Annotated in this window: 19 protein-coding genes and 1 pseudogene; 7 read left to right on the top strand and 13 right to left on the bottom strand. The window is 65.2% G+C overall.

Going from position 1 to position 20,312, the window contains the following annotated elements:
- Positions 1 to 68: 68 nt before the first annotated feature.
- Positions 69 to 1,325, bottom strand: coding sequence for an aspartate kinase (locus tag QX126_RS20850; RefSeq protein ID WP_315775706.1), 1,257 nt, complete (start codon positions 1,323 to 1,325; stop codon positions 69 to 71).
- A gap of 164 nt (positions 1,326 to 1,489) precedes the next feature.
- Between QX126_RS20850 and QX126_RS20845 the strand changes: the two genes are divergently transcribed.
- Positions 1,490 to 1,957, top strand: a complete 468-nt coding sequence (locus QX126_RS20845; RefSeq protein WP_315735252.1) for a PH domain-containing protein — start codon at positions 1,490 to 1,492, stop codon at positions 1,955 to 1,957.
- A gap of 48 nt (positions 1,958 to 2,005) precedes the next feature.
- Positions 2,006 to 2,770, top strand: a complete 765-nt coding sequence (gene ubiG / locus QX126_RS20840) for a bifunctional 2-polyprenyl-6-hydroxyphenol methylase/3-demethylubiquinol 3-O-methyltransferase UbiG (protein WP_409999115.1) — start codon at positions 2,006 to 2,008, stop codon at positions 2,768 to 2,770.
- A 362-nt stretch (positions 2,771 to 3,132) separates the two neighbouring features.
- On the opposite strand, the gene QX126_RS20835 is transcribed toward ubiG, so the two are convergent.
- Complete coding sequence (locus QX126_RS20835) at positions 3,133 to 3,414, bottom strand: GIY-YIG nuclease family protein (protein ID WP_315783347.1); 282 nt, start codon at positions 3,412 to 3,414, stop codon at positions 3,133 to 3,135.
- A gap of 238 nt (positions 3,415 to 3,652) precedes the next feature.
- On the opposite strand from QX126_RS20835, the gene QX126_RS20830 reads away from it, so the two are divergent.
- Positions 3,653 to 4,552, top strand: a complete 900-nt coding sequence (locus QX126_RS20830; RefSeq protein ID WP_315783345.1) for an EamA family transporter — start codon at positions 3,653 to 3,655, stop codon at positions 4,550 to 4,552.
- Here the strand turns inward: QX126_RS20830 and QX126_RS20825 are convergent, their stop codons facing one another.
- The 6 genes from QX126_RS20825 to QX126_RS20800 form a co-directional block, all read right to left on the bottom strand.
- Positions 4,553 to 4,990: an EamA family transporter gene (locus QX126_RS20825; protein ID WP_315783343.1), complete on the bottom strand. Its 438-nt coding sequence runs from the start codon at positions 4,988 to 4,990 to the stop codon at positions 4,553 to 4,555.
- 141 nt (positions 4,991 to 5,131) lie between these two features.
- A complete protein-coding gene (locus QX126_RS20820) occupies positions 5,132 to 5,614 on the bottom strand; it encodes a DUF1178 family protein (protein WP_315783341.1) in 483 nt (160 codons plus the stop codon).
- Complete coding sequence (locus tag QX126_RS20815; RefSeq protein ID WP_315735240.1) at positions 5,611 to 6,489, bottom strand: carbon-nitrogen hydrolase family protein; 879 nt, start codon at positions 6,487 to 6,489, stop codon at positions 5,611 to 5,613. Before QX126_RS20815 ends, QX126_RS20820 begins: the two co-directional genes overlap by 4 nt.
- Positions 6,486 to 6,761 (bottom strand): glutaredoxin 3, encoded by a 276-nt coding sequence (gene grxC, locus QX126_RS20810; protein WP_315735238.1) that lies wholly within the window; start codon positions 6,759 to 6,761, stop codon positions 6,486 to 6,488. The genes QX126_RS20815 and grxC overlap by 4 nt, the downstream gene beginning before the upstream one ends.
- 29 nt (positions 6,762 to 6,790) lie before the next feature.
- Positions 6,791 to 7,579: a ComF family protein gene (locus tag QX126_RS20805; RefSeq protein WP_409999114.1), complete on the bottom strand. Its 789-nt coding sequence runs from the start codon at positions 7,577 to 7,579 to the stop codon at positions 6,791 to 6,793.
- Positions 7,563 to 8,117, bottom strand: coding sequence for a macro domain-containing protein (locus tag QX126_RS20800; RefSeq protein ID WP_315783339.1), 555 nt, complete (start codon positions 8,115 to 8,117; stop codon positions 7,563 to 7,565). The genes QX126_RS20805 and QX126_RS20800 overlap by 17 nt, the downstream gene beginning before the upstream one ends.
- Before the next feature lie 161 nt (positions 8,118 to 8,278).
- On the opposite strand from QX126_RS20800, the gene QX126_RS20795 reads away from it, so the two are divergent.
- Positions 8,279 to 9,136, top strand: a complete 858-nt coding sequence (locus QX126_RS20795) for a methyltransferase domain-containing protein (protein ID WP_315783337.1) — start codon at positions 8,279 to 8,281, stop codon at positions 9,134 to 9,136.
- Between the two features lie 120 nt (positions 9,137 to 9,256).
- Here QX126_RS20795 and QX126_RS20790 read toward each other — a convergent pair whose 3' ends face one another.
- On the bottom strand, positions 9,257 to 9,667 hold the full coding sequence (locus tag QX126_RS20790) for a (deoxy)nucleoside triphosphate pyrophosphohydrolase (RefSeq protein WP_315735232.1): 411 nt from the start codon (positions 9,665 to 9,667) through the stop codon (positions 9,257 to 9,259).
- A 182-nt stretch (positions 9,668 to 9,849) separates the two neighbouring features.
- Between QX126_RS20790 and QX126_RS20785 the strand changes: the two genes are divergently transcribed.
- On the top strand, positions 9,850 to 11,178 hold the full coding sequence (locus tag QX126_RS20785) for a TadE/TadG family type IV pilus assembly protein (protein ID WP_315783335.1): 1,329 nt from the start codon (positions 9,850 to 9,852) through the stop codon (positions 11,176 to 11,178).
- Positions 11,179 to 11,241: 63 nt separating this feature from the next.
- On the opposite strand, the gene argJ is transcribed toward QX126_RS20785, so the two are convergent.
- Together argJ and QX126_RS20775 are read right to left on the bottom strand one after the other, a co-directional pair.
- Positions 11,242 to 12,483 carry a bifunctional glutamate N-acetyltransferase/amino-acid acetyltransferase ArgJ gene (gene argJ / locus QX126_RS20780; protein ID WP_315773188.1) on the bottom strand — a complete coding sequence of 414 codons (1,242 nt, stop codon included), beginning with the start codon at positions 12,481 to 12,483 and terminating at the stop codon, positions 11,242 to 11,244.
- Between the two features lie 253 nt (positions 12,484 to 12,736).
- The gene (locus QX126_RS20775; protein WP_315783334.1) at positions 12,737 to 13,636 is read right to left on the bottom strand and encodes a peptidylprolyl isomerase; all 900 of its coding nucleotides are present in this window, start codon (positions 13,634 to 13,636) and stop codon (positions 12,737 to 12,739) included.
- Positions 13,637 to 14,029: 393 nt separating this feature from the next.
- On the opposite strand from QX126_RS20775, the gene secA reads away from it, so the two are divergent.
- Positions 14,030 to 16,882 carry a preprotein translocase subunit SecA gene (secA, locus tag QX126_RS20770; RefSeq protein WP_315735224.1) on the top strand — a complete coding sequence of 951 codons (2,853 nt, stop codon included), beginning with the start codon at positions 14,030 to 14,032 and terminating at the stop codon, positions 16,880 to 16,882.
- A 154-nt stretch (positions 16,883 to 17,036) separates the two neighbouring features.
- On the opposite strand, the gene QX126_RS20765 is transcribed toward secA, so the two are convergent.
- A complete protein-coding gene (locus QX126_RS20765) occupies positions 17,037 to 17,471 on the bottom strand; it encodes a hypothetical protein (RefSeq protein ID WP_315783332.1) in 435 nt (144 codons plus the stop codon).
- A 250-nt stretch (positions 17,472 to 17,721) separates the two neighbouring features.
- Positions 17,722 to 19,020: a flavin-dependent oxidoreductase gene (locus QX126_RS20760; protein WP_315783330.1), complete on the bottom strand. Its 1,299-nt coding sequence runs from the start codon at positions 19,018 to 19,020 to the stop codon at positions 17,722 to 17,724.
- Between the two features lie 277 nt (positions 19,021 to 19,297).
- Here QX126_RS20760 and QX126_RS20755 point away from each other — a divergent pair.
- Positions 19,298 to 20,259 (top strand): annotated as a pseudogene (locus tag QX126_RS20755) (glycerophosphodiester phosphodiesterase).
- Positions 20,260 to 20,312: the final 53 nt, after the last annotated feature.

Below are 20,312 nucleotides of genomic sequence, written 5' to 3'. Positions count from 1 at the left end.
TTTCGAACGACCTCCGGCCCGTCCCGCTGTCACATAACGGGACAGGTGTGGTTGCGGAGGAGGATTTTCTAGGCCTGGTCCAGTCCGTAGAGCGTGTGCAGCGTGCGGACGGCGAGCTCGGTATAGGCGGCGTCGATCAGCACCGAGAACTTGATCTCGGAGGTCGTGATCGCGCGAATGTTGATGTTGCGGGCGGCGAGCGCGGCAAATCCCTTGGCGGCGACGCCGGCATGGCTGCGCATGCCCGAGCCGATCACCGAGACCTTGGCGACGTCGGTTGCGGTATCCAAGCGCTGGTAGCCGATCTTGTCCTTGGCCGCGGTGATGGTCTCGCGCGCCCGGTTGTAGTCGGTCGCCGGCACCGTGAAGGTCAGATCGGTGGTCTTGCCATCTTCGGAGACGTTCTGGACGATCATGTCGACATTGATGTTGGCATCAGCCAGCGGTCCGAAGATCGACGCGGCAACGCCCGGCTTGTCCTCGATCTGGCGCACCGAGATCTGGGCCTCGTCCTTGGAGAAGGCGATGCCGGTCACGACGTGATTTTCCATGATTTGTTCCTCGCTGCAGATCAGCGTCCCCGGCGGCTGGTTGGCGTGCGGGTCGATATCCTCGGGCTTGTCGAATGAGGAGCGGACGAAGATCGGCATGTTGTGCACCATGCCCAGTTCCACCGAGCGGACCTGCAGCACCTTGGCGCCCTGGGACGCCAGCTCCAGCATGTCCTCGAAGGCGATCTTGTCGAGCCGCTTGGCCTTCGGCACCACCCGGGGGTCGGTGGTGTAGACGCCGTCGACGTCGGTATAGATGTCGCAGCGGTCGGCCTTGATGGCGGCCGCGATCGCCACCGCCGAAGTGTCCGAGCCGCCGCGGCCGAGCGTGGTGATCCGCCCGGTTTCGGCGTTGATGCCCTGGAAGCCGGCGATGACCGCAACTTCCTTGCGGTCGCGGAAGCGCTGGATCAGCTCGGCGCCGTCGATATCGACGATTCGCGCCGAGGCATGGGCGTCGCTGGTCTTGATCGGGATCTGCCAGCCCTGCCACGAGCGGGCCTGGATGCCCATGCTCTGCAGCACGATCGCCAGCAGGCCGGACGTGACCTGCTCGCCCGAGGCCACCACGGCGTCGTATTCGCGCGCATCATGCATCGGCGACGCCTCGGTGCACCAGGCGACCAGCTCGTTGGTCTTGCCCGACATCGCCGAGACGACGACGGCAACCTCATGACCGGCATCGACCTCGCGCTTGACGTGGCGCGCGACGTTGCGGATGCGGTCGATGTTGGCGACGGATGTGCCGCCGAATTTCAGCACGAGGCGACCCATGACGACGCGCTCATTCCCATCAGGAGGATAAGTTGACCGGCTGAGCGCGAAACCGGAGGCGCGCCAGCCGAAACGCGCGTATACATAGCGCCGCGGCTGGGGGCAAGACGGTTCCTTGTGGTGACAGGGTCAGGTTGGTGACAGGGTCAGGTGAGAGGCTTGGAATGGCGCGTTACATCGACGAAATCCTGCAACCCGGCGAGAAGGTGCTGTATTCGACCAACGCGCATTGGATGTTCTACCTGCCCGCGATCGGGGCCTGGATCGTCGTGTTTGGATTGCTCGTCCTCTCCCGCATGACCGTGAACGACAGTTTGGTCATGCTGTGCCTGGCCACCGCCGCCGTCATCGCCATTGTCGCCCTGTATTGGACGGTCCGGGCCTGGTTCCATCGCCTCACCACGGAGACGGACGTTACCAATCGTCGCGTCGTCCATAAAACCGGTTTCATCAAGCGCCGTACCTTCGAGATGGCCCTCGACAAGGTCGAGAGCGTCGACGTCAACCAGACCATCATGGGACGGGTTCTCAATTACGGCGACGTCACCATCTTGGGTGTGGGCGAGGGCAAGGAAACCATTTCGACCATCGCGGAGCCGCTGGCGTTCCGGAACGCCATCACGGCGCGTTAGCCCCGGTACGGCGCCGCAGCTTCGATCATTGAGTATTCAGCGATGACAATGCCTCAGGATTCCCGCAGCACTTCTGTTCCCCCCAGCTCGACCGTCGATCCGGCCGAGATCGCGAAGTTCTCGAAACTGTCCGAGACTTGGTGGGACCCCAAGGGGAAGATGGCGCCCCTGCACAAGATCAACCCGCTGCGCCTGACCTACATCCGCGATGCCGCCTGCCGGAAATTCGAGCGCAACCCCAAGAGCCTGAACTGCCTCTCGGGACTGCGCATGCTCGACATCGGCTGCGGCGCGGGATTGCTGTGCGAGCCGTTCACGCGGTTGGGCGCGCAGGTCGTCGGCGTCGATCCCTCGGCCAGCAACATTGCCGCTGCCAGGCTGCACGCGGAAAAGGGCCATCTGTCGATCGACTACCGCTGCACCACGATCGAGGAGATGGATCCGCGCGAGCGCTTCGACATCGTGCTGGCGATGGAGGTCGTCGAGCACGTCACCGATGTCGGTGCCTTCCTCGGCCGCTGTGCCGCCGTGCTGAAGCCGGGCGGCATGATGGTGGTCTCGACGCTGAACCGCAACTGGAAGAGCTTTGCGCTCGCCATCGTCGGTGCCGAATATGTGCTGCGCTGGCTGCCGCGCGGCACGCATGAGTGGAGCAAGTTCGTCACGCCGGACGAGCTGACGAAATACCTGCTCGACAATCGTCTGGTCATCACCGAGCAGAGCGGCGTCGTCTACAGCCCCTTCGCCGACCGCTGGAGTCTGTCGACCGACATGGACGTGAACTACATGATGGTTGCCGAGCAGATGGTGTAGCGCGGCGTCGCGCTTCGGTTCGGCCGGGATGCTGCTCCACAACCGGTGTCGTCCCTGCGAACGCAGGGACCCATAACCCCAGGAAGTGGTTCGGGGCACGCTAGGAGATCAGGTCGCTGGCGGGCTTTCCGTGGCGCGACAGGTTCAACGTGCAGCCTGCCCCAAGACAGATCATGCGGTATGGGTCCCGGGTCTACGCCCGCTGACGCGTCGCGTCATCGGGCTTGCCCGGGACGACAGCTTTGCTCCCCCTCGCCAGCTTCATTCTCGGTTGTCGTCGGTCCAGCCAGATGCCGCTCCACCAAAGGTGTCGTCCCTGCGAACGCAGGGACCCATAACCACAGGGATTGGTTTGTGGCACCCTAGGAGATCAGGTCGCTGAGATCGCGCCATTCGAGATTGTCGCGCTCGATCAGCTCGATCTTCCAGTCGCGCTTCCAGCGCTTGAGCTGCTTTTCGCGGGTGATTGCTTCCTCGGCGATATTGTAGGTCTCGATGTAGACCAGCCGAAAATCTCCGTATTTCTTCACAAAGACCGAGCCTTGGCCGTCGCGGTGCTGCTGAAGCCTTTTGTGGATCGAGTTGGTGACGCCGATATACAGCGTGCCGTGGCGACTACTCGCCAGAATATAGACGTAGTACATTGCCGCACCATCGCTTGGATGGATTGTCCAACCTAGCTGAAGCTGGTGGTTATGGGTCCCTGCGTTCGCAGGGACGACACCGTCGTTGTGACGCGAGCTTACCACAAACTGCAGATAGTGGTTTGTCATCCCGCCGCGATCTGCAATCCTGACATGCGACTGAATTGCCGCCTGAGCTGTTGACCCGACGCCTCGCGCTGGTCACGGTGGCCGGCCTTCACAGCCGCTCCGTGCCCGCATGCTCTCCATCGCCTCGCTCTGGATTCCCTTCACGCTGGTGGCTGCCGCCGGTCAGGTCGCACGCAATGCGATGCAGCGGTCGCTGACGGCGAAGCTCGGCACCTGGGGCGCGACCAACATCCGCTTCCTGTTCGGCTTCCCGTTCTCGCTGGTGTTCCTGACCGCGGTGCTGCTGGCCACCGGCGACCATCTGCCGTGGCCGTCGGCGGCGTTCTGGCCGTGGCTGCTGCTCGGCGCGCTCAGCCAGATCATCGCCACCGGGCTGATGCTGCTGGCGATGACCGACCGCTCCTTCGTCGTCACCACGGCCTATCTGAAGACCGAAGCGATCCAGACCGCGATCTTCGGCTTCATCTTCCTCGGCGATCCGCTCTCGGTGCCGAAGGTAATCGCGATCCTGATCGCCACCATCGGCGTCGTCGTCACGGCGCTTCGGCCCGGTGGCGACAAGAGCTTTGCGGAGTTGAAGCCGACCGTGACCGGCCTCGTTGCGGCGGCGGCGTTCGCCCTGTCGGCGGTCGGCTTCCGCGGCGCCATCATCACCGTCGACGGCGTCTCCTTCGTGACCGCCGCATCGTACACGCTGGTCTGGGGCCTGTTCGTGCAAACCGCGATCCTGACCGTCTACCTGCTGGCGCGCGCGCCGGACATCCTGCGCGGAATCCTGTCGCTGTGGCGGCCGTCGATGATGGCCGGCTTCGTCGGCGCCTTCGCGTCGCAATTCTGGTTCCTGGCTTTCGCGCTGACGGCGGCTGCCAACGTCCGCACGCTCGCGCTGATCGAGGTGCTGTTCGCGCAGGGCGTGTCGTACTACTCGTTCAAGCAGCCGGTTTCGCTGCGCGAGGTCTGTGGCATCGTGCTGATCGTTGCCGGGGTAGCGCTGCTGATCGCAGTATAGTCAGCCCTTGATCGCGATCAGCACGGCGCCGGCCGCGATCAGGACGATGCCGATCCAGCCCTGCAGGCTCGGTCGTTCGCCGAGAAACACGACGCCGAACAAGGCGACCAGCACGACGCTGAGCTTGTCGATCGGCGCGACCAGCGTCGCGGGGCCGAGCTTCAGGGCACGGAAATAGCACAACCACGAGGCGCCGGTGCCAAGCGCCGACAGCGTCAGGAACACCCAGCTCTTGGTCGAGATCGGTCCCGGGCTGGTGAGCTGGCCCGTCGCGAACAGGATCAGCGCCAGCGTCACCAGCACGATCGCGGTGCGGATCAGCGTGGCAAGATCGGAGTTGAGACCTTCGACGCCAACCTTGGCGAAGATGGCGGTGAGGGCCGCAAACAGCGCCGACAGCAGAGCCCAGAGCTGCCAGGAGGAGGAGAGGGGGGACATGTCGTCACACCGGCGAAAGAGAGAGTGCAGGCCGAGATCTCTCCCCCGTCATTGCGAGCGAAGCGAAGCAATCCAGAATCTGTCCTCGACTCCTGGATTGCTTCGCTTCGCTCGCAATGACGAAGAGGCCTTCTCGATTGCTCAATTCCGGTCGTCCGGCAGCACCGGGATCGGGGCGACCTCGATGCCTTCCTCGATCAGTTCGCGGGCCTCGTCGAGCGAGGCCTCGCCATAGATCGGCCGGTGCTCGGTCTCGCCGTAATGCATCTTGCGCGCTTCCGTTGGGAAACGCTCGCCGACATCGTCGGCGTTCTTGACGATGTGGTCGCGCAGCTCCTTGAGCTTGGCGCGCAGCTCGCGCTCCTGCGCCATCATCAGCGCGGTCGATCCCGGCGAAATTACTTCCTGCGCTGGCGGCGGTGAGGCCGGCACTGGCACTGGAACGGCCTCGCGGCCCTTCTTGCTGACGATGCGCGGCGCCATGATCGCCTTCTCGACCTTGGTCGAGCCGCAGGTCGGGCATTCCACCAGCTTGCGCTTCACCTGCGAATCGTAGGTCGAGGAGCTCTGGAACCAGCTTTCGAACGTGTGGTCACGCTCGCAGCGCAGCGCATAGCGGATCATGCCGAGCCCCGCACCAGGTGCAGATAGTCCGGACCCGCGTTGGGGTCGGCGATGCCGAACCGGCGGCCGTGCTGCAGCGAAGGAATGGTCTGGCGCACGCTCTCGACCCGCGACGGATCGATGCGCGCCACGATCACGCCGGGCTCGACGCCGCCCTCGGCGAGAATCTCGCCCCATGGATCGATGATCAGCGAGTGGCCGAAGGTCTCGCGCTTGTTCTCGTGCAGGCCGCATTGGGCGGCGGCGAACACGAAGCAGCCGGTCTCGATGGCGCGGGCGCGCAGCAGCGTGTGCCAGTGCGCCTCGCCGGTCTTGCGCGTGAAGGCGGAGGGCACGCTGATGAACGAGGCGCCGCTCTCGGCCAGCGCACGATACAGCGCCGGGAAGCGCACGTCGTAGCAGATCGTCAGCCCCAGACGACCCCAGGGCAGATCCGAGATCACCGCCGTCTCGCCCGGCTGATAGTTGGCCGACTCGCGATAGCTCTCACCGCCCGGTAGGTCGATGTCGAACATGTGGATCTTGTCGTAGCTCGCCAGCACGTTGCCCTCGGGGCCGATCAGGAACGAGCGGTTCACGGCCTTGTCTGCCGAGAAGCGCAGCGCCAGCGATCCGATGTGCAGATGGATGCTCAGCTCCTTGGCGAGCGCCTGATAGGCTTTGAGAGAGGGATCGTCCGCCTCGCTCTTGAGCTGCTCGAACAGCGCCGTCCGGTTGAGCTGCATCATGTTGCTCACTTCCGGCGTCTGGACGTACTCCGCGCCCTGCGCGACCGCTTCCCGGATCAGCCTGGTGCCCTGCTCGAGGCTCGGCTCGGGCAGGAGCGAGGTGCGCATCTGCACCATGGCGGCGGTAAAGCTGCGGTCGTTGCTCATGATGTCGCCTTGTCTCCCGCCAGCATGGCGTCGAGTCTGCCCTCGCGATCGAGCGCATAGAGATCGTCGCAGCCGCCGACATGGGTGTGGCCGATGAAGATCTGCGGAAAGGTCGAGCCCGGGCCGACACGATCATACATCTTCTGCCGGATCGTCGGATCCTTGCCCGCGTCATGCTCGGTGAAGGGAACGTTCTTGCGGGTCAGAAGCGATTTGGCGGCCGTGCAGTAGCCGCACCCCGGACGGGTATAGATTTCGATCGCAGCGGTCATGTCGCGCTCAGCTGTTACGGAACGACAGATTATATGGGAGCGCGGGGGGCATCGACAACCCGGGCGAAAACCAGCACGCTGACCTCGGCCGCCTTGGCGCGCAGCAGAGCGCGGGCGCAGGCATCCACCGTCGCGCCGGTGGTCAGCACGTCGTCGACGATCACGATGCGGCGCCCCTGCACGTCATGCAGGCGGTCTGAAGATACCTGGAATGCGCCTTGCACATTGCTGGCGCGCTGGGCGCGCGACAGGCCGACCTGCTGCTCGGTCGCCCGCACGCGGCGCAACGCATCGCCCTGCATTCGGACGCCGCTGGACCGGGCGATCACCCGCGCCAGCGCGCCGGACTGGTTGTAGCGGCGGCTGAAGCCGCGCCGCCAGTGCAGCGGCACGGGCACCACGAGGTCGGCCTCGGCCAGCAGCTCGCGGCCGGCGCGAGCCATCCAGCGGCCCATGATCGGCGCCAGATCGGTGCGGTCCTGATATTTCAGCTGATGCACCAGGGTGCGCGCGACCTCGTCATAGCGCACGGCGGCGCGCGCCCGGGCATAGGCCGGCGGCGCCGCGATCGCCTCCATCGACAGCAGCTCGGGGCCGGGATCGTAGACGAAGGGGATGCCGAGCTTCGGGCAATACGGCCGCTCGATGAACGACAATTTGCCCCAGCAGGCGGGACAGACGCCCTCGCCGTCGACCGGCTCGCGGCAGGCGATGCACAAGGTCGGCAGTGCAATGTCGAGCGCGAGCTTGGCTGCGTGGGCCATCACGCCGCAGACCGAGCCAACGACGGAGCGAACGGGATCAGGCAAGGAGATCATGATGCTCGCCCAGGATGGCGCGCGCCGTCCTGCTCCTACGTCCGTGCCCGCCAACGATCGCATCATATGCCGCTCGCATCTGGCGTGCGGCTTGACGTGGCGGCACGGCCCCGATGCCGGTGCCCATGCCCGGTGCCAGCAGGGAGGTGATCGGCCCGGCTTCGCGCGTGTTGTGTACCTGGACCGCAATCAGAGCGGCTCGGAACGCGAGATAGACGTTCGGTGTTCCGTCGATGCGCGATGGCACGCGCATGGTCGGAGCGCAAATGAGATAGCGAAGCTCCGGATGTCCGGTCGGGAGGATCACGGCCTGTCCGACCGGAAGCTCGCCATAATGTTGCGCGGCCAGCAGCTCGCGCAGCTCTGTCTCGACCTGCCAACCGAAGAAGCGTGCATAGTGCAAGTCGATGCCGCCGTTCATGAAGCCGAAGCTGTTCGCCGGGCTGACGATGGCATCGGCCTGCTGGTCCAGAATGCTTCCGTGAGAGACCTGGACCTCGCCGACGCCTGCGAACGCGGACCGCCAGGCCTCGACCACCTCGATGCTGATGTCGCGAAGGTGGACCGTGAGCATGATCGCAATGAACTCGATCGGAGAACGCCGCTATTTTTGGCTCGGGTCATCGCAGGTTAGCGTGGCCTCGGACGCGGCTCAAGCGGTGCATTGCCCGGCCGCGAGGATCGGCGTAACCAGCCCCCATGACCCAGCCCGTCACCGCTCCCGTTCTGTTCGATCGCAGCCTGCTCGCGCTCAGGCAGCGGCGGGCTGCAGCAGCGCCGGAGACCTTCCTGTTGGAGCGCGTTGCGGAGGACATCGAGGATCGGCTTGCGGCAGTGAACCGGTCCTTCACCGCGGCTGCCGACGTCTGGACGCCGGCCGCGGGCTTGAAGCCGTATCTTTCGGGACGCCTCTCGCAGCTCGCACATATCGCTGCGCCCGAAACGGCGGATGAGCGGCTGCCGCTGGCCGCGCAATCGCTCGATCTCGCGCTGTCGGCGCTGGCCTTTCAATTCGTCAACGATCTGCCCGGACTGCTGGTGCAGATTCGCCGGGCCTTGCACCCCGATGGTCTGCTGCTGGCGGCCATGATCGGCGGCGATACGCTGACCGAGCTCCGGCAATCCTTCGCCGCCGCCGAGGCAGAGTGCGAGGGCGGCGTATCACCGCGCGTCGCGCCGTTCGCCGATCTGCGCGACGTCGGCGGCCTGCTGCAGCGTGCAGGCTTCGCGCTGCCCGTCACCGACGTCGACCGGGTCGTGGTCCGCTATGCCAGCGCGTTCGGCCTGATGCAGGATCTCCGCCGCATGGGCGCGACAAACAGCCTGGTCGAGCGCCGTCGCACGCCGACGCGCCGCGCGACCTTGCTGCGTATGGCCGAGATTTACGCCGAGCGCTTCGCCGATCCCGACGGCCGCATCCGCGCCACCTTCGACATCATCTGGTTGTCAGGCTGGGCCCCGCATGAGAGCCAGCAGAAGCCGCTGAAGCCGGGTTCGGCGACGGCGAGCCTAGAGGCGGCAGTGAAGCGGAGCCCTCGCGCGGGAGCGGATGAATAGCCACTCTCGTCATCGCCGGGCTTGACCCGGCGATCCATCCCTCTTGAAGAGTCCGAAATGTAGATGGATGCGCGGGTCAGGCCCGCGCATGACGCGTGAGCGTGAGGCTGTCGCCGCGGCTCACATCAACAAGTCGATCAGATGCGGCAGCAGCGGGATGTCCGCGGGCGGCATCGGGTAGTCGCGCAGCTTGTTGGGCCGCACCCAGGCCAGTTGCTGGCCCTCGCGCGCGGTCACCAGGCCTTCCCAGCGCCGGCAGATGTAGAGCGGCATCAGCAGATGGAACGTCTCATAGGCGTGGCTGGCGAAGGTCAGCGGCGCGAGGCAGGCCTCGCGCACGGTGATGCCAAGCTCCTCGTCGAGCTCGCGGATCAGGCTGGCTTCCGGGCGCTCGCCGGGCTCGAGCTTGCCGCCGGGAAATTCCCAGAGGCCCGCGAGCGCCTTGCCGGGCGGCCGCTGCGCCAGCAGCACGCGATTGTCGGCGTCGACGAGCGCGCAGGCGACCACGAGCGTGAGTTTCAGGTCGGGCATGGTCCGATCGGGTTTCGAGAGGGATGGGCCGGTCCGAGAACCAGGCGCGCCTGTTGAGGGAGTTTTAACCTAGGCCGTTTTGAGCCCCGTTTCCACGGTTGAAATAAGCCAACCTTAATGGCCGCCCGCGTATTTTCACGGGTGAACGCCGTGACCCCCTCATGGCTCGTTAGGCATCATTCATGCGAATTGTATCCAGCCTGCTTGCCCGCCTTCGCCGCGACGTCAGCGGCAACGTCGCGGTGACGTTCGCCATCGTCTGCGTTCCGCTGATCACGGCGGTCGGCTGCGGCGTCGACTACAGCCGGGCCAACCAGATGCGCGCCAAGCTGCAGGCGGCGGTCGATGCCGCATCGGTCGGCGCGGTGTCCCGGACGGCGCCGGCCTTCATCGCCGCGGGCGCGATGACCTCGGACGGGGTGATCGCCGCCGGCAATGACGACGCGGCGAAGATCTTCAACGGCAACATGTCCGGCACATCAGGCTATACGCTGACCAGCCTGACGCCGGAGGTGAAGAAGGCCGGCTCGGTGCTGAGCGCCACCGTGTCGTTCTCGGCCACCGTGCCCATGATGTTCATGAACATCGTCGGGTTCAAGACCATGACCTTGAACGGCTCGTCGACGGCGAAGGCCTCGATGCCGCGATACATCGATTTCTACCTGCTGCTCGACAATTCGCCGTCGATGGGCGTGGCGGCGACGCCGGCGGACGTGACCAAGATGGTCAATGCGACCTCGGACAAATGCGCCTTCGCATGCCACGACTACAACGACTCCAACAACTACTATAACCTCGCCAAGACGCTCGGCGTGACCACCCGGATCGACGTGCTGCGCAGCGCCACCCAGCAGCTGATGGACACGGCGCAGCAGACGCAGACCTATACGAACCAGTTCCGCATGGCGATCTACGATTTCGGCGCGGCGTCGAAGACGATCGGATTGCGGGCGCTGTTCTCGCTGTCGTCGAGCCTGTCCAGCGCCAAGAGCGCCGCAGGCAACATCGACCTGATGGGCGTCTACGGCAACAACGACTCCTACACGGCCGACAAGGATACGCCGTTCACCACGGTGTTCCCCGCCATCAACAACGAGATCTCGACGCCGGGCGACGGCACCACCGGCTCGCCGTTGAAATACCTGTTCTTCGTCTCCGATGGCGTCGCGGACGAGAGCAACGCCGCCTGCCTGAAGCCAAAGGCCAGCGGCAACCGCTGCCAGTCGCCGATCAATCCGGCGCTCTGCACCACGCTCAAGAACCGCGGCATCAAGATCGCGGTGCTCTACACCACCTATCTGCAGCTGCCGACCAACAGTTGGTACATGAGCTGGATCGATCCCTTCAACAAGGGGCCGTTCGGCCCGTCGCCGCACAGCGAGATCGCGCAGAAGATGCAGGCTTGCGCCTCGGACGGGTTCTATTTCGAGGTGTCGCCGACGCAGGGCATCGCGGAGGCGATGAAGGCGCTGTTCCAGAAGGCGGTCGCCGACGCACGGATCGCGAGCTGATCGACTCGGCCCCCGGAAGCGCGCCGGCATCTGCGCGCTTCCTGGCCGCGGTCGGTTGCGGAATCAGGACCGGTAGTCGCCGTTGATCGCGACATACTCCTTGGTCAGGTCGCAGGTCAGCACGCGGTCGCGGCCCTTGCCGAGGCCGAGCGCCACCTTGATCTGCACCTTCTGCGCCTTCATCGCCTCGGAGACTTCCGTCTCGTCATAGGACGGATCGCGCGCGCCCTTCGATGCGACGCGGATGCCGTTGAAGGAGATCGAGAGCTTGTCGCGGTCGGCCGGCTCGCCGGCCTTGCCGACGGCCATCACGACGCGGCCCCAATTGGCGTCCTCGCCGGCGATCGCGGTCTTGACCAGCGGCGAGTTGGCGATCGACATCGCGATCTTGCGCGCCGACGGCTTGCTCTTGGCGCCCTCGACGATGATCTCGACCAGCTTGCGGGCGCCCTCGCCGTCGCGCGCGACCTGCTCGGCGAGGTCGGCCAGCACGGCATTGAACGCCTTCACGAACGCTTTCGCGCGCGGATCGCTGGCGCGGCTGATCTTCGGTGCGCCCTTCGCCGCGGCGGTCCCGGTGGCGAAGGCGAGCAGCGTGTCGGATGTCGAGGTGTCGCCGTCGATCGTCACCGCGTTGAAGGTGTCCTCGACGCCGGCCTTGAGCAGGGCCTGCAGCGCGGGTGCCGAAATCGGCGCATCGGTGAAGATGAACGACAGCATCGTCGCCATGTCGGGCGCGATCATGCCGGCGCCCTTGGCCATGCCGTTGATCGTCACCTTGGCCTTGCCGAGCTTGACGGTCGCGGTCGCGACCTTCGGGAAGGTGTCGGTGGTCATGATGGCGCGCGCTGCGCCCATCCAGTCCTCAGGCGCCGCGGTGCCGGCCAACCCTTCGAGCACGCCGTCGAACTTGGTCGCATCCAGCGGCTCGCCGATCACGCCGGTCGAGGCGAGGAAGATCTCGTCCTGCTTGCAGCCGACCGCCTTGGCGGCGATCGCCGCCGTCAGCGCCGTCGACTGCTTGCCTGTCTTGCCGGTGAAGGCGTTGGCGTTGCCGGAGTTGACCACCAGGGCGCGCGCCTTGCCGCCCTTCAGCTTGGCCCGGCACCATTCGACCGGCGCCGACGGGCATTTCGACAGCGTGAACACGCCGGCGACGGCGGTGCCGGGATCGAGCAGCGCCAGCAGCACGTCGGTGCGGTTCTTGTAGCGGATGCCGGCCGCCGCGGTCGCGAGCTTGACGCCCGCAACGGCGGGCATGTCGGGGACATCGGTGGGGGCGAGCGGGGAGACGGCTGAGGACATCGAGAGCTTCCGGCAGGAATGAGCGGGAAGCGCTCTGTATCATCTCGGTCGTCGTTGTGGGAGTGGATGTCACTGCACCCACTGCTGTCATCCCGGCGAACGCCGGGATCCATAACCACAGGGTCCAGTTGGGAGCCCCGGTATCGGCCACGTGCCTGTTTCAAACATCACGCGGTATGGGTCCCGGCTTTCGCCGGGACGACACCATTTATGACGCGACCATGTCGCGCCTCAAGCCAAGTAGCCGAGCCGCTTACTTCTTCGCCGGCTCGGCCGGCTTCGCATCCGCCGGCTTGGCGGCGTCGGCGGCCGGCTTGTCCAGGCGCTCGATCTTGGCGGATTCGCGCAGCTTGCCGACATAGTCGGCCTGGGCCTTGCGGGTGACGTAGGTCTCGATCTGGCTCTTGACCTGGTCGAACTCCGGCGGCTTGCGGCTGCGCTTTTCCTCGACCTTGATCACGTGCCAGCCGAACTGGGTCTTCACCGGGTCCGAGATCTTGCCCGGCTCCATCGCGAAGGCGACGTTGGCGAATTCCGGCACCATCTGCTCCTTGGTGAAGAAACCGAGGTCGCCGCCGTCCGAGGCGCCGGGGTCCTTGGACTTCTTCTTGGCGAGCTCGGCGAAATCGGCGCCCTTGGCGAGCTCGGCCTTGACGGCCTTGGCCTCGTCCTCGGTCTCGACCAGGATGTGGCGGGCGTGCACCTCCTGCTCGCCGCCGATCTGCTTGGCGGCCTCCTCGTAGACCTTCTTCATCGCGTCCGGCGTGGTCGCGGCCTTGCCCTCGCTGGCAAGCAGGCTGTCCATCAGCAGCCGGTTGCGGGTGAAGGCGAGGCGCTTCTTGAACTCCTCGCTGTCGGCGACCTTCTTGTCCTCGGCCGCCTTGGCGACCAGCTTCATGTCGATCAGGAACGACAGGACGTTCTCGTCCTTGGTCGCCGGATCCATCTGCGCGAGGCTCTGTCCGAGCTCCTCCTCGGCGAGCGTCACGTCGCTCTTGCGGATCTCGGCGCCGTTCACCTTGGCCAGCACCGGGTTGGCATCGTCGGCGGCGCGTGCGGGCGCGGCAAGCAGGGACAACGCGAGACTTCCGGCGAGAGCGGTGGCAAGGCCGAGGCGCAGGCCGGTTTTCGTAACCGGGAACGACGTGGTCATGGAAAATCCTTGTTGAGAAGAGGGGGCTCGAGGGGGGAGGCCTCAGGGCGGCCGGGACACTCGCCCAATCGCCGTGCCTTGGCAACGCGAAAAGTCTGTCAATTTCGTGAAATCGGCGACAGGTGGGCGGCGACGGCCCGGCTGTCGGGCGCCGTTGACAACGTTCCCCCCCAGCCATATCTCTCCCCGGTCGCTTCAAGGGCGATAGCGCTTATTTTGCTGCGTTTTTGGCCGTTGAACCCTGGTTTGCCTGTCTCCCACTCATCTGGCGGACGCCGCCCGGCGCCGAAGGTCGAGGCTGGCGCGGGTGCTGCGGTGCATCACGTCGGGAACAGCAAACCCAAACCATGAGTTACGGCTGCAACGCAGACCCATAGAGGCAGGATTTCAGCAATGATCGGCGCGCTCGCCCGTAAGCTATTCGGCTCCGCCAACGACCGTCGCGTCAAGGGCTATCAGTCCCGTGTCAACGCCATCAATGCGCTGGAGCCGGAGCTCGCAAACCTGACCGACGAGCAGCTCAAGGCGCGCACCGAGGAGTTCAAGAAGCAGCTCGCCGACGGCAAGACGCTCGACGACATCCTGGTCCCGGCCTTCGCCACCGTCCGCGAGGCCTCCAAGCGCACCCTCGGCCAGCGCCATTTCGACGTCCAGCTGATCGGCGGCATGGTGCTTCACGAGGGCGACATCGCCGAGATGAAGACCGGCGAAGGCAAGACGCTGGTGGCGACGCTCGCGGTCTACCTGAACGCGCTGGCCGGCAAGGGCGTCCACGTCGTGACGGTGAACGACTACCTTGCCCGCCGCGACGCCGGCTGGATGAGCCAGATCTACGGCTTCCTCGGCCTGACCACAGGTGTGATCGTGCACGGCCTCGACGATGCCGAGCGCAAGGCGGCCTATGCCTGCGACATCACCTACGGCACCAACAACGAATACGGCTTCGACTATCTGCGCGACAACATGAAGTACCGCCTGGAGGACATGGTCCAGCGCGGACACTTCTTCGCGATCGTCGACGAGGTGGACTCCATCCTGATCGATGAAGCGCGCACGCCGCTGATCATCTCCGGCCCGCTCGACGACCGCTCGGAGTTCTACAACACCATCGACACCTTCGTGCCGAAGCTCGACAAGACCGACTACGAGGTCGACGAGAAGCAGCGCACGGTGACGCTCACCGAAGCCGGCATGGAGAAGATCGAGACCCTGCTGCGCGATGCCGGCCAGCTCAAGGGCGAGTCGCTCTACGACGTCGAGAACGTCTCCGTCGTCCACCACATCAACCAGGCGCTGCGCGCGCACACGCTGTTCACCCGCGACAAGGACTACATCGTCCGCGACGGCGAGGTCGTGATCATCGACGAGTTCACCGGCCGCATGATGCCGGGCCGGCGCTATTCCGAAGGCCTGCACCAGGCGCTCGAGGCCAAGGAGCACCAGCCGGTGCAGCCCGAGAACCAGACGCTGGCCTCGATCACGTTCCAGAACTACTTCCGCATGTATGCCAAGCTCGCCGGCATGACCGGCACGGCCGCCACCGAGGCCGACGAGCTGTTCGACATCTACAAGCTCGAAGTGCTGGAGATCCCGACCAACCTGCCGGTCGCACGTCTTGACGAGGACGACGAGGTCTACCGCACCCAGCAGGAGAAATATGCCGCGATCCTGGCCGAGATCGAGCGGGCGAACTCCCGGTTGCAGCCGGTGCTGGTCGGCACCGCCTCGATCGAGAAGTCGGAAGTGCTGGCCGCCTATCTCAAGCAGCACGGCTACAAGCAGATCGACTTCGGCAGCGAGCGTGCGCTCGACAAGCTCTATGCGGCGGCCCGCGCCGGCAAGCCGGCCAAGCTGTTCGCGGTGCTGAACGCGCGCTTCCACGAGCAGGAGGCCTATATCGTGGCCGAAGCCGGCGTGCCCGGCGCGATCACGATCGCGACCAACATGGCCGGCCGCGGCACCGACATCAAGCTCGGCGGCTCGCTCGAGATGCGCCTGCAGCAGGAGACCGCCGGGATCACCGACGAGGCCGAGAAGGCCGCCAAGATCGAGCAGATCAAGGCCGACATCGCCCGCTTCCGCGAGATCGTGCTGAAGGCCGAGGAGACGGTCGAGATCGAGCCCGCCAAGGGCTCCAAGCCGGCCAAGACCGTGACCAAGCCCGGCGGCCTCTACATCATCGGCTCCGAGCGCCACGAATCCCGCCGCATCGACAACCAGCTGCGCGGCCGCTCCGGCCGCCAGGGCGATCCCGGCCGCTCGAAGTTCTTCCTGTCGCTGGAAGACGATCTGATGCGGATCTTCGGCTCCGACCGGCTCGACAGCATGCTGACCCGCCTCGGCCTCAAGGAAGGCGAGGCCATCATCCACCCCTGGATCAACAAGGCGCTGGAGAAGGCGCAGCAGAAGGTCGAGGCGCGCAACTTCGACATCCGCAAGAACCTCCTGAAGTTCGACAACGTCCAGAACGACCAGCGCAAGGTGATCTTCGACCAGCGCGTCGAGCTGATGCAGGACGAGAGCGTGGTCGAGACGATCACCGACATGCGTCACGCCTTCATCGACGACCTCGTCGCCAAGCACGTGCCCGAGCATGCCTATGCCGAGCAGTGGGACGTCGCCGGCCTGAAGGAGGAGCTGAAGCGTGTGCTCGACATCGACCTGCCGGTCGACGAATGGGCGAAGGAAGAGGGCATCGCCGACGAGGAGCTGCTCAAGCGCATCGAGACCCATGCCGACGAGCGCATGGCCGCCAAGGTCGCGCAATGGGGCCCCGACGTGATGCGCTACGTCGAGAAGACCATCCTGCTGCAGACGCTCGACCACCTCTGGCGCGAGCACTTGGTGATGCTCGACCATCTGCGCCAGGTCATCGGCCTGCGAGGCTACGGCCAGCGCGATCCGCTGCAGGAGTACAAGTCGGAAGCCTTCACGCTGTTCGAGGCCATGATCGCGCATCTGCGCGAGGCGGTCACCGCGCAACTGATGCGCGTCGAGATCGTGCCGCCGGAGGAGCAGCAGCCGGTGCTGCCGCCGATGCAGGCGCACCACGTCGATCCGAACACCGGTGAGGACGAAATGGCCTTCGCCAACGTCTCCGTGGTGCCGTCCTCCGGCGTCGCTCCGGTCCCGGCCGAAGCGCGTAACCCGAACGACCCCACCACCTGGGGCAAGATCGGCCGCAACGAGGACTGCCCCTGCGGCTCGGGGAAGAAGTACAAGCACTGCCACGGCAGGTACGCTTAAGCGCGGACTGAGGCAGTCTCTCCATCGTCATTGCGAGCGCAAGCGAAGCAATTTCAGAGTCTCGCAATCAGCTCTGGATTGCTTAGCTGCGCTCGCGTTGACGAATAATTCGTTCTGGGTTGGAGCGGATGTCGAAACCTGCCTAAGGAATGCGTCATAAGCCCTTGTGAAGGGCCACGAGTAGCGATGCGGCAGCAACCATCAGCGAGATTATTGAAGTAAGAGCTGCGATCCTGAGGGCGGAAGCTTGTTGGGTCTGCTGAGCTGCCTTCTCTGAAACCAAACGAAGAAGAGCGAATAGATCTTCAGTATTGAGCGGGGGGCGTTCCTGCTCTTCGTCAGCAACGACGAATCGAGAATGTCTCAAATGAAGTGAGTAGAGCGGTTCTCCATGATCTCGCGACACGCCTCTCGACTCTCGAAAGAGCCCTTTGAAGGTCCTTAACACACCGCGCACCGCATCGACATTCTCTATCGATAGATCTTTCGCAATGCCTTTCGGTTGGCGAGCTGGCCACTTGTTCACTGCAAGATGGGTGACTACCGCCATTAAGATTTCGTAGTTCGCCGCGTAGTCCGGTCGTTGCATGATCCGTCAACTCACCAAAAAAGATTACAGAGGCCTCCGCCGATTATTGGCGGAGGGAGTCTGGTCGCTGAAATACTATGCAGTGGGGTCCTGCGGAGCTTGACTTGCCGGCCAACCGTTGGGTCCCAATCGATGCTGCGATCTACACTACCCAACTCATAAACTCTAACTCTGCCAGCAACAAGTCATGGAAGGTCAACAGTCGCGCTGCTGCGTCGCGTGCTTGCTCGTGGCATCAGCTGAGTTCGGATCAGGCGGCCTTCACCACCTCAACGCGCGCGCCTTCCGCAATCGTCCGCGGCGCCGCGTTCAACTGCTCGATGGCGAATCCCGCGGCCTTCTTGTAACCGGCCATGAACGCCTCGCGCTCGGCCGGTGGGATGACGTCGTCGATGTTCGTGAACGTCCCGCCGCAGCGCTCGTCGACCAGGTTGAGCAGACCGAACGGGCCGGCGCCACGGTTGCGCAGGATGACTTGTGAGATCGGGCCGCACAGTCTCTCGTCATACGCGGCGAGCGCGGCCGGCGTGACGCCGTGCGCGAGCAGGCAGGCGCCGAGCACGCGGGCGTCGACGATGGCCTGGCTGGCGCCGTTGGAGCCGGTCGGATACATCGCATGCGCGGCGTCGCCCATCAGCGCCACCGGGCCGTCGACCCAGGTCGGTACTGGATCGCGGTCGATCATCGGGTTCTCATAGGCGCCGTCGGCGCCGGCGATCAGCGCGGGCACGTCGAGCCAGTCATAGGTCCAGCCGGCAAAATGATGCGCGAACTCCGTCACCGGTACCTGGCGGAACCAGCCAGTCTGCTTCCAGCCCTCGGTGTTGTCCATCGTCACTTCCGCGATCCAGTTGATCAGCGCCAGCCCCGTCTTCGGGTCGGGATGCGAGATCGGATAGACCACGACGCGGTGGCGATGGGTGCCGAGGCCGACGAAGGACGAGCCGGTGCGCATCGGCTTCGCCCAGGTCACGCCGCGCCACATCACGGCGCCGCCCCAATGAATCGGCGGCTGTGTGGGGTGCATCTGCGCGCGCACCGCCGAGTGGATGCCGTCGGCACCGATCAGCAGCCGCCCGCGCGTCTCGATGCGCGATCCATCGGCATGCTCGATGCGGGCCGTTACCGATCCGTCCGAGTTCTTCTCGTAGCCCGCAACGCGACTGCCGAGCCGCACGCTTCCAGCGCCGGCGCGTTCCACCAGCCGGCTGTACAGCAGCATGTGCAGCTTGCCGCGATGCACGGCATATTGCGGCCAGTCATAGCCGGCGAGCAGGCCGCGCGGCTCGGAATAGATGTCGTTGCCATTCAGCCCGACCAGCGCCCATTCGCGCGCGGGCACGCCGACCTGGTCGAGATCGTCGGCCGAGATGCCGAGGTCATACAATTCCCGCACCGCGTTGGGCTGCAGGTTGATGCCGACCCCGAGCGGCCGCATCTCGCGCACGCTCTCGTAGACGATGCAGGGCACGCCGATCTGCTGCAATGTGAGTGCGGTCGCGAGGCCGCCGATGCCGCCGCCGGCGATGATGACAGGAAGATCGGTCATGGGCATGGTCCGTCGCACGTGAACTCGAAAGCAGAACGCGAAAGGAGGGGCAAAGGGATGCAGGCACGGCGCTGCTGCGCGTGCGGATCGCCTCCCTTCGATCCGTCCTTGGCCAGCGTTGTCGGCTGGTCCGATGGCGAAAGGCCTAGTTCAGATGCCCGGCGGAGACAAGGGGAATGGGCATTCCGCGCTGCCGTGGTAGGCTGGTGCCATGCACCGTCGTCCCACCCTGTTCCTCACCGCCGCTCTGTTGCCGCTCGAGCTTGCGAGCCCTGCCATGGCCTTTGACATCGAGGCCCATCGCGGCGGGCGTGCGCTTTATCCGGAGAACACGCTGCAGGCCTTCAAGATGTCTCTGGCCTTTCATGTCGACACGCTCGAGCTCGATGTCGGCGTCACGAAGGACGGCGTGCTGGTGGTCTCGCATGAGCGACGGCTCAATCCCGATCTCGCCCGCGCCCCCGATGGCAACTACGTTGCGCCGCCGGGGCCGCTGCTGATCGGTCTGCCGCTTGCGGAGGTGCAGTCCTACGACGTCGGCCAGATCCGTCCCGGCAGCGACTACGCCAGGCAGTTTCCCGAGCAGCAGGTGATCTCTGGGGACGTCCCGCCGCCGCGCATTCCGACCCTGAAGCAGGTCATCGATCTCGTCAGGGGCTCGGGCAAGGATCGCGTGCGCCTCAACATCGAGACCAAGCTCGATCCAGCGCTTCCGAATGAAGCGCTGGACCCCGAGCGGTTCGTATCCCTGCTGCTCGGCCTGATCGAGGCCGAGCACTTCACCGACCGGGTCATGATCCAGTCGTTCGACTGGCGCACCTTGCAACTGGTGCAGCAGCGCGCGCCTGGGATCCCCACCGTCTATCTGTCACGGCAAAGCGGCAAGACGCCCACGGTGTCGCCGACCGAGGCGACGCGCTGGACCGCGGGCTTCAACCCCGCCGATCACGGCGGCTCGCTGCCGCGGACGATTCACGCGGCCGGCGGCAAGGTGTGGTCGCCCTTTTTACCGATGTCACGCCGGAGCTGATTGCCGAGGCGCATGCGCTTGGCCTGGAGGTCGTGGTCTGGACGGTCAATAAGCCCGCGGACATGGCGCAACTGATCGATGACGGCGTCGACGGCATCATCTCCGACCGGCCGGATGTGCTGCGCAAGGTTGCTGCCGACAAGGGGGTGGCAAGTCCGACAGGTGAGCTGCGGCTGCAATCGACGAAGCCAAAGGCGCATCCGGAGTAGCGGAGCCGAGAGCTCTCACGCGTCGGGGTGAGGCGCCGCCGCGCGGGGGATAC

The sequence above is a fragment of the Bradyrhizobium sp. SZCCHNPS1003 genome (genome assembly GCF_032381555.1).
Classification (GTDB): Bacteria; Pseudomonadota; Alphaproteobacteria; order Rhizobiales; family Xanthobacteraceae; genus Bradyrhizobium.
This window is presented reverse-complemented; position numbering and strand designations above follow the sequence as displayed.